The organism is Paenibacillus sp. FSL H8-0048 (genome assembly GCF_038002825.1).
Taxonomy (GTDB): domain Bacteria; phylum Bacillota; class Bacilli; order Paenibacillales; family Paenibacillaceae; genus Paenibacillus_AQ.
On record NZ_JBBODF010000001.1, the window covers coordinates 2,866,027 to 2,880,675 of the forward strand.

The 14,649-nt window shown below is 46.5% G+C and carries 5 protein-coding genes; all 5 read right to left on the reverse strand.

Translation table 11 applies throughout. From position 1 onward, the window contains the following. Position 1 precedes the first annotated feature (1 nt). Positions 2-8,158, reverse strand: coding sequence for an amino acid adenylation domain-containing protein (locus tag NSU18_RS12170; RefSeq protein ID WP_341149125.1), 8,157 nt, complete (start codon positions 8,156-8,158; stop codon positions 2-4). Between the two features lie 15 nt (positions 8,159-8,173). Further along, the gene (locus tag NSU18_RS12175) at positions 8,174-8,935 is read right to left on the reverse strand and encodes a class I SAM-dependent DNA methyltransferase (protein ID WP_341149126.1); all 762 of its coding nucleotides are present in this window, start codon (positions 8,933-8,935) and stop codon (positions 8,174-8,176) included. After that, complete coding sequence (locus tag NSU18_RS12180) at positions 8,898-9,641, reverse strand: thioesterase II family protein (protein ID WP_341149127.1); 744 nt, start codon at positions 9,639-9,641, stop codon at positions 8,898-8,900. Before NSU18_RS12180 ends, NSU18_RS12175 begins: the two co-directional genes overlap by 38 nt. A gap of 25 nt (positions 9,642-9,666) precedes the next feature. Then, positions 9,667-14,139 carry an amino acid adenylation domain-containing protein gene (locus NSU18_RS12185; protein ID WP_341149128.1) on the reverse strand — a complete coding sequence of 1,491 codons (4,473 nt, stop codon included), beginning with the start codon at positions 14,137-14,139 and terminating at the stop codon, positions 9,667-9,669. Between the two features lie 242 nt (positions 14,140-14,381). After that, positions 14,382-14,639 carry an acyl carrier protein gene (locus NSU18_RS12190; protein ID WP_340755897.1) on the reverse strand — a complete coding sequence of 86 codons (258 nt, stop codon included), beginning with the start codon at positions 14,637-14,639 and terminating at the stop codon, positions 14,382-14,384. Between the last annotated feature and the right edge of the window lie 10 nt (positions 14,640-14,649).

Here is a 14,649-nt window from a genome sequence, read left to right on the forward strand (position 1 = left end):
CCTATCCGCCGGCCTTTTCACCGGTGTTTTTCAATGCGAACCGTTGAACGGCGTAGCTGCATTGAGCCGCCACCTGATTGACAACCAGAGAATTTATCCGCTCACGATTGTACAGCCATATCATTTGCAGGCCATGCTCGCCTTCCCATGTACAGCAGCAGATCAAATCAAAGTACAACCTCTCCCGGCTCCACTCGGGAAGCGTATCGCCGAAGACGAGCGCCGGGATAAACTGCCCTGCCTCAGGAGAGGATTGAAAGATTGATTGCGTCCATTCAGTTCCCTCTTCGTTCCTCATCCGTGCATACATGTGCTCCGACTGGCGTATTGCATCCAGCATTCCTTTGGCTTCAAGCGGCCGGTAGGTCATTCCGTGAATCCGCCGGTCCTGAGAAATATAAGCAAAGGAAAGCGGATCCAGGCCAGTGGAACGATGCAATGCCGTCAAGAAGAGAACGGTCAATACGCTTTGAAGACTGTGGCTCCCTTCAGCAGCATATTTATTAAGACCGTTGACTGCATCGACTCCAATGTCCATAATGACTTTCCCATACTCCTCTGCTCTGGAAGGAATCGCAGATCGTTCCCGCCATTGTTCAGGCATCGGGTTCACCCAAGTCAATACCGGCCGGTTAATCCGCTTTTTGAGCAACGCCGCCATATGCCGGACACTTGGATGCTCAAATAAATCTACAATCCGGAGTACGCCCGGATAACGTGCCTCTATTCTCAAGTGCACGCGGGTAAGCAGTATAGAGTTACCTCCACTTTCAAAAAAATTATTCTCCGGATTGATCTCCCGCACTTGAAGAACTTCTTTCCATATTCCTACAATTTCTTCTTCCATCGGGTCCAGGGCAGCACCTGATGATACGGCGCCGGGTAGCACGCGGGCTTCAAGTGCGCTCCTGTCGATCTTACCGTTTTGATTAACCGGCAGACGGTTCATGACTGAATAAGACGAAGGAAGCAGGGCGGCAGGGAAATATCCGGCCAGCCATTGCTCCAGCTTCTCCTTATCGATTTGCTGTTCAGCACCAATAAATGCAACCAGAATAGCGCTGTCCGCTGCCTTCTGCCGCTTCATAACAATCGCTTCTGCGATTCCCGGATATTCCAGTATCTTCAATTCAAGCTCCAGAGGATTAAACCGGATTCCCCTTAATTTAATTTCATGGTCCCTTCGGCCAATGAACCGGAGCTCACCGCCGCTGGTCCACTGCACCAAATCTCCGGTCCGGTACAATGTCTTCTCAGGAAAAACCGGATGACTAATGAAGCATTCTTCCGTCAGTTCCGGCTGATGAAGATATCCCCTCGCAATACCTGATCCGGCAACGCATAACTCCCCGGTAATGCCTGCAGGAAGCGGATTTATATCCCTATCCACAACAAGACATTCCACATTGTCAATGGGTTTGCCCATCAGAACCTCCTGCCGATCCTGGTCAAACCGGTAAACAGTAGAACAGACGCTATTTTCAGTTGGCCCGTATTCATTGTATAGCTGCACATGACTCAGACATTCATAATGACGTTTCACTAGTTCTTCTCCAAAGGCTTCTCCTGCCAAAGTGACACTTCTCAGAGACGACAGTGCATCGGGAATCTCATACAGCATGGCTCTGTAAAAAGCCGGAGTAATCAACAGATGGGTTACCTGCTCCTCTAGCAGGGTCTGTCTGATGTAGGCCAAATCCATCCTTGATTCCTGAGGCAGCAGAACTAATCGTGCCCCTGTACTTAATGCACTGAAAATATCCTCAACCGAACTGTCAAACGACACTGAAGGCAACTGTAAAATGACATCCTCCGGTCCAAAACCGTAGGTTCTGGTTCGCCAGCTAATGGTATTAACAATGGACCGGTGCTCAATCATTACTCCCTTAGGGGTACCCGTACTTCCCGAAGTATAGATGAGATAAGCAAGGTCTTCTTCCTTCACTACATCTACCGCCCGGCAATCAGACTCTGAGCAGGAGGAATCGCTGCCAAGCCTGTCCATATGAACCTGGCAGATCTCCGATCCAAAGCGCTGCGACATTGAACTGTGTATCAGCACAATTTCTGCTCCGCTGTCTTCCAGCATCAATTTCATCCGGGCATGCGGCATTTCGGTGTCCAAAGGCATATACGCGCCACCGGCCTTTAACACCGCCATAATTGCGGCCACCATCTCAAATGAGCGTTCCAGACAAATGGCAACGATTGTTTGCTGCCTCATCCCTTGACGAAGCAATTCCTTCACAACCTGCCTTGCATATTCGTTCAGCTGGCCATAGGTCATATGGCTACCAGCGTATGTCAGCGCAACGTTATCCGGAAACCTGGCGGCACTTTCTTCGAAAAGCCTGTGCAAAAGATAATCGCCATTTCTGTTCGGGGAATGGATCATTCCGCTTTCCAGCATTAATTGGGTTTCCGCTTCATTTAACAAGTTCAGCTTTGAGAGCGGACGCTCCGGCAGCGCTGCAACTTTTCCGATCACGATAAAAAATCGTGTCATTATCCCGTCAATCTCTTCCTTGCTGAAATGCCCGCTATGATAGACGACATTCATTGCGATGCTGCCATCCTTTAATTCAAACATAAGGTTAAACGGATAGTGCGGACGGCTCGTAACTTCAATATGTTCTACCCGCAAATCCTGATCCTTCGCCAGCATCTCTTGGCTAATCGGGTAGTTATCGAATGAGAGCGTATGATCAAACCATTCTCCGGATACATCAGCCACTTGCATTTCATATAATGGTAAAAACCCAAAGGCCTGATTATCCCATAGATCGGCTTGGAGTCTATGAGCAACCTGATAATAGGTTTCTCCCTCCTCACTTATCAAGCGTACCGGAAGCGCACTGGAGTAATGGCCCACTGCCTTTTCGAAGGCTCCGCTGGATGGCCGTAAAGTAGTGACACACCCGAATACAATATCCTTTCGGTTTGTAAATTTATGAAGAAAAATTCCCCAAAGTGCTTGAATGGCCACACTAAGGGAGGTTCTTGCTCCTTCGGCAAGCCGGTGTACTCCTGCACTTAACACAGCATCCATCGTATACCGTTCTACTTCTGATATTCCCGATTTGTCCGAATTTCGTTTACTGGAAGACAAGAGCACACCATCACCCGAATATCCGGCGAGATAGTCCTTCCAATGGTTTTTAGCCAGTACATGATCCTGTTGCCTGATCCATTCTACGAAACGCTGATAGCCTGCAGGTACAGCCAGCTCCTTCATGCTCCCGGACCGATAATATTCCTGCATCCACTCTTCCAGTACCACAGCCAAACTCCATCCATCCATCACGATGTGATGATAGCTTAGAAGGATATAGTATTCTTCAAGACCTGCCTTGAAAATATTGGTGCGGATCGCAGGTTCCATGCGCAGATTAAAACCGCGTCTGCGATCTGTTTCTTTGAAGGCAGTTAAGGCAAGTTCTGCCGGACGGCTATCCATATGCGACCAATCAACTAGGTGAAATTCATAAAACATACTGTCGCGGGTAGTTTGAACCGGCTCATCTTCTTCGTCATAGTTAAAAATATTTCGCAGGATACTGTGACGGGCAATCACCTTTTTGTAAGCGCTCTCTAATGTATGGGCATCCAGAGTACCTGCCACATGGATGCACAACTGTTCCATGTAAACAGAAGACTGCTCATCAAGCTGCTTGTAGAGCAACAATCCCATTTGTGCCGGTGAGAGCGGATAGGGATACGCACTATTGCCGGCACCGCAAAGATGCAGACATGATTCTTTTAAATGTTCTGAAAAGACCTGCACATCCCCGGCGTTTAGACTATAGTTCAAACGAATGACAAGTCTGCCTTGTTCAATTGAGCTGTTCATAACTAGTGCATGCCGAACGGGCATTTCCTCATGTACAAGCGACTGAAACGACCCGGGCACCAACTGCAATCCGGAAGCATTCAGCGAATCCAGTTCCCCCATATAGTTGAACAGAATCCCCGGCAGGACAGGAGAAAACTTTTCCTTGATCCATGAATAACCTATACCGTGATTGGGCACGTTTCTCAGCCGCTGGGTGAGCCCTTCAAGGTTATCCCCCGAACCCCTGCCCCATTCCAGCATAAAAGGGAAAATAGTGGTGAACCATCCGACAGTACGGGATACATCTATCCCTGATATTACTTCATGCCGGCCGTGGCCTTCGATATCCACCCACAAGGTCTGCCTGCCGCTCCAGAGAAAATGGGCCCTGGAGAGAGCAGCCAACAGAAACTCATCCATCTTCATCCGTCTATTCTCCATTACATCATGTAGCAGCTTGCGGGTCTCTCCCATACTGAATTCAACAGAGAGCTCGCCCCTCTCACTCCATATTCCCCCACTTGGAAGTTCAAGAATTTCGGCCGTGAAATCTTCACTCACATTTTTCCAGTATAACCATTCATTCTCCGGAGTTTCCCGGTCAAAATAGCCTTCAGCTCGGGAAGCCCAGGAATAGAATGACACCGAAGCCGCCTGCAATTCATTGTGAATATCCGCCTTGACGGCATTAATCATAGCATCGAGATCCTCCATAATAATCCGCCAGGAGACGCCGTCTATAATTAAGTGATGGAACACCAAACCAATGAAATCACAGGTCTCCGTCCTATACAATCCCGCCCGTGCCAGAGGTCCGTCCCATACATGAATGTCTTGTGCCAGCTCTTGCAACAGGGTATCTATTGATACAGGTAACCCGCTTATATCTGTAACCTTTAATGGGCAGTGGTCCTGACGGCTGCCGATACGCTGGACAATTTGATCTCCTTCAAGCTTAAATTCCATGCGCATAGCGCTATGTACAGCTGCCAACCGGTTCAAGGCTTCCTCCAGCACTTTCGGTTCAACAGCTTCAGCACTCTGCAGCACTAACCCTTGGCAAAAAAAGAATTCACTGCCTCCCATTTCTTCGAAATAAGTCCTTTGAATCGGAGTCAACCTCACCAGCCCGCCATCATATTCCATGAGCTGTTCCGGTATCCGGGTCAACCTCATCTGCTGTGCGCATTCCTTCAGTACCGGATAATGAAGTACATCCAGAACCTTCAGTGTGTAGCCGTTCTTACCTACTCTTGAAACAATCTGCATGGCTTTAATCGAATCACCGCCAAGACTGAAAAAATCATGATGTTTAGAAATCCTGCCTGGAGGATGAAGAACCTCACTCCAGACCTTAAGAAGGATCTTCTCCTGTTCATCATCGGGGATCAACCGCTCCGATCCTGTATCTTCAACCGTTCTCTGTGCAAATCCGGATAACGCTGTACGGTTAATTTTCCCATTTGCATATACCGGCATCTCATCCAGCATAACGTAATAACTGGGCATGGAATACCGGGGCAAAAACCGGGCAAGATGCGCCTGAATTACATCATCCAGAGGCTCACTGGCCACATAATATAATACAAGGCTCTTGTGCCCTGCGACGTCTTCTGTCACTGCGGCCGCGACAGATTGAATCCCGCCTAGACCAAGCGCACAACTCTCAATTCCCCCAAGTTCAACGCGGAACCCGCGGACTTTCACCTGATGATCTGCACGTCCGGCAAATAACAGCTGACCATCGGCTTGCATTCGTACCAAATCACCGGTCCGGTAGCATCTTTCTTCCTGATTCAGCGGATTAGGCACGAAACGCGTCTTGGTTAGTTCCGGCTGGCCGATGTAACCTCTGGCAATACCTTGTCCGCACAGCCATAGCTCACCCATAACTCCGGCGGGCACTAGACGCTGGTGCGAGTCCATTACCATTGCCCGGCAATGGGGAAACGGCCGCCCAATAGGAACATTCGACCGGAGAACATCGGCTTTCACTTCATATATGGTCGCATATATTGCAGCTTCTGTTGGGCCATACAAATTTATTAGCCGCACTTTCGGCAGATGCTCGAATACGCCCCGGCATAGCATTAACGGTAATGCTTCACCGGCGGCAAATATGTATCTCCAATGTGTCGGAATAACAGCCTCCCGCTGTTCCAGAAACTCCAGTAATACCCCCAGATAGGAAGGAACCAGATGGACATGAGTAACCCGATAATTATCAAGCAGCTCAAGAAATCCCCCAGGCTCTCTAACCGCCTCAGCCGGGGCAATGGCCAATCTGCCCCCTTGCCAAAACCATCCAAAAATTTCTGCCAGAGATACATCAAAAGTAAACGTGGTCTTGAACAAGAGGGTATCATCCATCCCGACGGGGTAGCACTCCTGCATATCCTGCAATGTATGAAGAACCTGCCGGTGTTCAACGACAACCCCTTTAGGCCGGCCTGTAGATCCGGAGGTATATATGATGTAAGCTGGATCGCCCGGTTCACACCGGGGGATGAACGGAGAACTCGCCTTACCTGTTACCTTGCTTATAGACAGCATTCTAAGCTGCTGGTTCAGTTTGTCCCGCATTTGTTCCCGGCAGGATTCATCGAACAATAATGTAGTGGCCTGGCTATCATTAATAATATACTCCACCCGCTCATACGGGTCCTCCGGTGAAATGGGAACATATACCGCACCCGCCATCATTATGGCATAAATGCTGACGAGCATACCATCCGACCGGTCCATCATGACTGCAATGACATCGCCCTTTTGAACGTTATACTCGACGACAAGTGCTTCCGCCAGATTGGAAATCCGTTCATAGAACTGTCCGTAGGTTAAGGATGCGTCAGCACTGCACATTGCTTCACGTTCAATATGCCGGCTGACGCTGATTAGAAACTCGGACATTAATGTACCCGGATAGAAAGGAACGGGATGAACGGGCCCGGAATACAAACTCTTTATTTCCTGTTCCATCAAAAATTCCATACTATTTACATACTGCTCCGAATGCGCAATCATCCATTGCATAACAGCAAATAAATGACTGCTTATTTGCTGGATCTCATCGGACCGGAAGCGCTGTGGATTATATTCAAATTGCCATTGTAAACCAGTAAAAGGGATGATCTTCAACGTAAGATCGTAGTGGTTGCTTTCTACAAGCTCAAAGGAATGAAACAAGCTCTCCGTTCCTGTATTCTGAAAGCCCTCATCTATAGGGTAATTCTCCACGACGATAATTGATTCGAATAAATCAGGCAATTCCTCACGGCCTGCAAATGATTTGATCTTCACCAGCGGCGTCCATTCATGCCCGGATCTTTGTCTGAGCTTCAGCATGACCCGTCTGCACAATTCATCAACCGTCTCCGTTGCTTCTCCCAGTTCCAAGACAAACGGGACTGTATTCATGAAAAGGCCTGCAATCGATTCAATATCAGGCAAATGGGCCGGACGGCCGGATATAACCGTTCCAAACATCACCCGATGGCTGTCAGTGTAACGGTGCAGCAATAATCCCCAAGCACAATAGACGAATGAGGCCAAGGTGATCCCTCTGCTTTGCAAGAAACAGTCCATTTCGCTTGAAAATGCTTCGGGAGTAGAGTATGAGAATAACCGCCTCCCGGGAATTTCCTCAACACATGTCCTGGGGGAACCGGGAAACAGAGCAGTTTCAGCCCAAGGCCCAACCTCTTCTTTCCAGTATTGGTCATGCTCACTCTCCAGTCTATAAGTTTGAAGCCAGTCTACATATTGTCTATATGATGATTTACACCTTAGGTAAGGTGCTGATTGCGCACATAGTTGGTTATATAGGTCCAGCCATTCTCTAAGAATGATGGAGCAGCTCCAGCCATCCAGCAATATATGATGATATGAAAACAGAACATTAACTGTATGGTCTGCCCATTGGATAATCTCTATGCGATACGGAGAGGAAGTCAGGTCAAGCACTGCCTTATTATTTCGTGCTTTGATGCTGTTTAGCTCTGACTCTCTCGCTTCGGCAGGAATATTGGTACAATCAAACCATTCATAGGGAGGTGAAAAATTCTTCAGCACAATTCTTACCGGAAAATCGAGGTGCTCCCAACGGAACACTGAACGCAGAATATCGTTAGCCTGCATCACAAGCTCAAATGCTTTGCGCAGGAGCGGCAGTTCTACGTATCCGCGGATACCGAAGCTCAAATGCTCGTGATACAATACAGCTTCCGAATCGGCTATGTGATGGAATAGTATTCCTTCTTGCATTGAACTGAGTCTTGACAGCTCTTCTACATTCGCTTTATCTATCTTGGCTTCTGGAAGTTTCATAGGTCCTCCCGACTCTCATTTTTGGCATACAAAATATACTCGATCTTCCTGTTCAGGGTCAGCGACCGGAACGTTCAGATCACTTGCAGTTGCACAATATATACGGGTGAAACCTGTATTTTCGAGTACCTTTTTTATCTCATTCATTGCGTATACCTTGTTATATATCAATTCTTCAAAGCGAACATAGTTTCCGTCAGCCTGCCTCTGAAATCCGTCAATTGTGATATAAGCTGAATCCATGCCCGGGTGATAGATACCTTTTTCCAGAATAAAAACACCGCCGTTGTCGTAGACATTCAATTTATTGGACTTCAGCAACCCTTGGGAAGTGTTCATATCAAAAACAAAAAAACCTCCCTCTTTCAACGAAAGGTATACATTGCCAAAGCAGCTTTTCAGAGACTCAAGGCTCTCCAAGTGATTCATTGCATCGTACAGAGAGTAAGCAAACTCAAAAGAGATGTCTTCCGGAACCGAAAATGCGGCGGCATCTGCCTCTATCAAAACTGCTCTTTTTTTCAGAATGTAATAGTATAGTTTTTGTCTGGCAACATTCAACATATCAGGAGACCGATCTACCAGAACCACTTGATGCCCTTTTTTCAAAAAGGCCAGTGCGGATGTACCGGTTCCTGCACATAAATCCAACACAGCTCCCTTCAGACCCTTCTGTTCAAAAAATGAATAGAGCGCAGGCGTATATTTGAGTGAGAATCCGCCCCATTGGTCAACGTTATCATATAGATTGGCCATCCATTTCCCGTATTTTTGCATGACTTCCTCCTATTTCACATATGTGATTCAGCACTGGCATAAAGGAACACTCATGATCGAACAAATAAAAATGTCCACCTGGAAAAACATGGCTTTCGAACTTTCCGGTTACCAGTTCTCCCCACTTCCGGACATCCTTTTTAATCATTTCATCCTCCTGACCATACATTACTGTTAAATCTATAGGTAACGGTTCAAAGGGTTCTGAACAAACGTAACGCTCCAGCATAGCAAAATCGGCACGCAGGATTGGCAGGAACAGATCCATCAATTCAGTGCTTGAGGCTATTTCCTTTGACAATCCACCCAATTCCAGCATTTCCTCAATCAACTGCTGCTGCTCCATTAGATGATATTTCTTGTCCGGCTCGCGAATCATTGGCGCGTCGCTGCCGGAAACAATAAGCTTAACCGGCAAGGGAGCCCGCATTCGGTGCAGAAGACGGCATAGCTCGTAGGCAAGTATGCTGCCCATACTGTGCCCGAACAGAATATACGGCTGATTTCGGATAACCGGGTGGATCAGCGCCTCGATATCCTTCACAGCTTCTTCTACAGTAGAATAATACGGCTCTCTAATTCTCCGCCCTCTGCCGGCAATTTCCATGGGCAGCTGTTTCACCTTTTTATCCAAATACTTGGCCCATCTGTTGTAGGCATAACAAGATCCTCCAGCATAGGGTAAACACAGCAATTGAACTTCCACACCCTTCACCTTTCCATTCTGCGTCCTATTTAAACAAGTAATCCAAATCCTCGCCGGGTAACCCTGCTGTTTCAAACCGCCCGTTCCCTGGCGCCACTTCAACAGAAGAATATTGTGAGGCCAATGCCAGTAGACGCTCCTTATAATTAGTCGCCAGTTGTTCCGCATCAGGAATGCCAAATGTGATCAATTCGATTTGCAGTTTTCGTTCCATCACCATAATATTGATCTCTAAGTTAACTGAAGGGGTATTATTCCTGCCGGTTTTTTTCCCGAAAGAACCTTCGATGATTAAAAAATCGTTATAGTTTGCAGAAATCTCTCCCAGATAATTGAACAATATTGCCGGGTTACGTTGCGGTGAGAACTTTCCTGTTCCATATCCTGTACCATGGCGGGGAACAGCATCAAGTCTCTTTTGCGTATCAATGATTGCCGTCTCACCTTCCATACAGGTTCGCAGCATCAACGGATACAATCCGGTGAACCAGCCAACAGTGCGTGCAACGTTCATATCTCCGGTAATTTCATGCCTGCCATGGTTCTCGAGCATCAACCACAGATCAGCGTAATTTGTACGCTGGCCCATTTCCTCACCCAGTACTGCCATAAAAATAGCCTGGGGCTCTATGCTCAAGGCCGCCGGTACTGCATGAATTAAGCGTTCGGTAGTCTCCTCATCCATTATCAGAGTTAGACTTCTGTAGGCATCCTGAGAAACCGGTTGCTTATGATTCGGCAGCCAAGGGTGAGAAGCATTCAACTGGTCCACAATGTCCATCCAGTAATCATTTTCCTCTTGGGTACACTGGTAATTTTGAAGGAGCTCTGACCATCTGCTATAAGAATCCGTCCGGGGCGGCATGCTTCTCGCGTCAACCAGCCGTTTGGACTCATGGCTTAGTAAGCTCTGGAGATCATCCAGCAATATCCGCCATGATACACCGTCGATGACGAGATGGTGAGCAAATATTACGATTCTTGTTGTATCAGGACTCAATTGAAAAGCGATGGCTTGAAACAGCAAATCTTCGGTGATGCTCACTCTTGACATACATTCGTCAACATATTCTGTTATTTTCTCAATCTGGCGGCTCCCAGGCTCAAAACTCATATCCACCATGTCAATCCATTTGTCCCGTTGCAGATGAAGCTCGTTGTAGAATAATTGCTTATGCACCGGATCATAATTCATGCGCAATTCATCATGGTGAATGATTAAACGCCGGAACACCCGGTTAAGCGCTGCTGCGGGCCTGTTCTTTAACTCAATCGCCAGTGTGTGGAAATAATAATTCTTATCAAGGAGCGGCTGACGAAAAAACCATGCTACGGAAGGGGTTTGATGAATGTATCCCTTCAGCGGCGGCTCTAGCGGAGCAGCCTGTAGAGCCACAGCCTTGCCCGCCATATCATACAGATGTGGGAAAGTCAGAATATCCGTCACCTTCAGATAAATCTCTTTCTCATATAGTCTGGAAGATAACTGCAGCGCCTTGATAGAGTCCCCCCCTAATTTGAAGAAATGATCTGAAATTCCGATTTCACTGTTATGAAATAAGCGCCGGATTTCTTCTAAAATGTCTTCCTGCGCCCCGCCGTAATCGGCCGGCTTTTCCATTCCCCTGATTTTGAAAGATGGCGGGGGAAGCTTACTTTTGTCGATTTTACCGTTTGCATTTATCGGAAGAGCCTCCACAGTAACAAACCCGCTGGGAATCATATACTGCGGCAAATGGGCTGCCATCGCTGAGAACAAAAATTCATCCGTAACAGCATCATCTTTAACCACGTATGCGTAAATGTGTTGGGTTTCACCTTGTTGAACAACAGTCGCTACGGATGCTTCTATACCGTCCAAGTTGTTCAGCAAACCTTCAATTTCGCCCAATTCAATACGGTATCCCCTGATTTTCACCTGCTCATCTATTCGGCCGCCGTATTCCATAATCATTTCGGGCAGAAGCCGTCCCATATCACCAGTTCTGTACAATCTGCTTCCCTCATGAAATGGATGGGCAATGAATTTCTCTGCAGTTAACTCTTGGCGGTTCATATATCCTTCGGCCAGTCCTGCACCAGCAACACAAATTTCCCCTTCTGCTCCAAAGGGCAGTAAATTCTGAGCTGAATCCAGCACATACACCTGCATATTGGAAATTGGCCTTCCGATGGGAACAGAGAGACCGACGTCTAGTTCTGGATTAAACTTGTGAATCATACAGCCTACCGTCGCTTCTGTTGGCCCATATTCATTATAAATTGAGAGCGGGTGTTTGAATTTATTTACTATCCTGCAGGCCAGACCTGCTCTTAGGTCTTCTCCCCCCACAACCATTATCTTCAGTGATCGCTCAATCCTATCATTCAGAGGCAAGTCTTCAATCACCGATAGATGAGAAGGAGTCAGCTTAATAATTGAGAAACCTCCATCCCGCCAGGCTTCCAGGAGGGCTGCCCCGGAATCACCGCCACGAAAAACCTTTATGGTGCCTCCGCATATCAGTGGGGTAAAGATGGAGGTAATTGTCAGATCAAAGGCCAATGACGAATATAAAGGGAAGACCGGTTCACCTTCTTGTACATAGGTCTCCTGTGCAAACCTGACATAGTGTGCCAGCGCACTCTCGGATACCGCTACCCCTTTTGGCTGCCCGCTCGTGCCTGAAGTATAGAGAATATAAGCCAGGGGAGGTGAATTATTGATGTGTGCAATTCCGGTCCCACTGCCGCATCTCCAGAGTTCAAGACTGCCTACTGTCGTTTCATATCGGAAATCACCCGGGGGAAGGACCGCAGGGTCCGAGACAATGCAATATTGCGCTCCTGCATCCTCCAGAATAAATCTAATCCTTTCGGAAGGAGTATCCGGTTCAATGGGTATATATGTTCCCTTAGCTTTTAAAACAGCAAGCATAGCAGCAACACACTCTGCGCTTCGGGGGAGTAACAGCGCCACTATCGGATGTGCGCTTTGGGTACTATGGAGCAGATGCTCCAGCAGCTTGTCTGCACTTAAATTCAGGTCCGCGTAACTAAGCCGTTCTTCTTGATCGATTACCGCAATTCTGCTGGGAGTCCGTTCTGCCTGTCTCTCAAATAAAGAGATAACGGTGTCCGGCGGGCTGTGGACTGCGGTATCATTATACGCATACAAAATTTTTTGTCTCTGAGACTCGTCAAGAACCCCTATTTCTCCAATACTCCTTCCGGCATTCGTGATCATTTCCCTAAGAAGTGCCCGGAGACTTAACGCCATGTTCTCAATAATTGATTCATTGAAAATACTGGTCCAGTAATCAATTTCAAGAGTAATTGTATCCCTGTCGTTCCATTCTTTCGCAATGAACTGTAAGGGAAGAAGTTGCTCCCCGCTGTGAAATTCATGGTTTTTAATATTGATACCTGCTATCTGGTTTACAAGTGAGGTACTGTAACAGTTAATCGCACATTGAAAGATCGGGAGCCCGTCCCTTTCTTTGTTTGACAGCTTTACCAGTTCATCTTGAGGAAATTTCCGGTGGATCAGCCCTTTCTGGTAAATACTCCGGCAATGCTGTATAAATTCAAAAACAGCCTGCTGATTGCAGACTTTGATTCTAAACGGCATTATTTTAGTGCACATAGAAAAACTTTGCTTGTGGCGTCTGCCTACTCTATTCATTACTGGCATATTTACGAGCAATTCAGAGCATTGATAATATTTGGTTATTAAGAGAACACAGGCGGCTTGAATTACATCATTAAGCGTAAACTCATGGGTGTTCATGAATTGCCGTAATTGTGTTACCAAATCTCCTTTGAGTACAGTGATGTGACGCTTCCCGTTAAAAGCACCTGATGCCGGTTGCCTGATCATTGGCTCAGGTAAATTTTCCATTACCCCCTGCCAATATTCCATGTCTTTCAGATAGCGTCCAGAGGCGAGATATTTCTGCTCTTCCCGCAAATATTCAGCGTAGCTGGCGGTCAAGGTGCTAACCTCAGATGCCGGCATTCCGTTAGATAAACGATTATATTCGCTGCAAATAGATGCTGTCATAATCTCCATGGACCATCCGTCAGCTATCAAATGATGCAGTTTTACGAAATATCCCCATTGCTGTTCATTAAGCTGCAGGACATAAAACTCAAACAAAGGGCTGTCTAGCAAGCTAAACGGTTTTGCAGCCTGTTTTTCGGTCCACTCCTTGAAAGCCAGCTCAGGATTTTTTTCCTCACTAAAATTCACAAATGAGGGAGGGGACAGAACATTGCTTGCCTCATATTGTTTGGGCAGATTCCCCTCCTTACAAAATTGATAACGCACACCCTCATGGCTTTGTAAAAAATGCAGAATGCTTTTCTGAAGATAACCAGGATGAATCATTCCTTTGAAAATGACCGTGCCCCCAAGATTATAAATGGAAGTTCCCGGGTACATTTCTTCCGTATACCAGATCTGCTTTTGGGCGTCGGTTAAATCGAGTAATGCAGCATGATTATCTCTGGAATGCATTTCTCTGGTCTCCTTTCTTCTTTTCAAATAAAAAAATACGCCTCGGGAAGAGCCGCATTATCAAAAACAATTATTCTTTTATAAATTAAAATATAAGTGCACATAGCTTCGCCATACCTGCGTATATTACTATACACATGTTAAGAAAAATTCAAAAACATAATAATTAACTTGCCGAAACAAAGATTAATTATTATATGTTTTTTTGTGTGAGAAACGGCACTCTATAATGACCTTTATCCTTAATGGCCACTAGCAGTATTACAGTCACTATAGGACTCTATGAATTGTACTAAAGCATCCACCGTTGGAATCTTTTCCAATGAAAGAAATTCGTCAGGAAATTCAAAATTGAATTCTTCCTCAATAGAAACAATCGCTTTGATAAACGTAATTGAATTAAGGCCATTTGCGCTTAGGACGTTAACTATATTGGCTTCTTTAGGATTTTCAAGCACTTCATTAATAATTGTCTTGATTCTTCCTCTCGTATTGTCCATGTTAGTCCTC

What these genes read in the sequence shown, in the direction of transcription:
- NSU18_RS12170 (WP_341149125.1), bottom strand. Translation starts at nt 8,158, where the DNA reads ATGAAACTTCCAGAAGCCAAGATAGATAAAGCGAATGTAGAAGAGCTG.
- NSU18_RS12175 (WP_341149126.1), bottom strand. Translation starts at nt 8,935, where the DNA reads ATGCAAAAATACGGGAAATGGATGGCCAATCTATATGATAACGTTGAC.
- NSU18_RS12185 (WP_341149128.1), bottom strand. Translation starts at nt 14,139, where the DNA reads ATGCATTCCAGAGATAATCATGCTGCATTACTCGATTTAACCGACGCC.
- NSU18_RS12190 (WP_340755897.1), bottom strand. Translation starts at nt 14,639, where the DNA reads ATGGACAATACGAGAGGAAGAATCAAGACAATTATTAATGAAGTGCTT.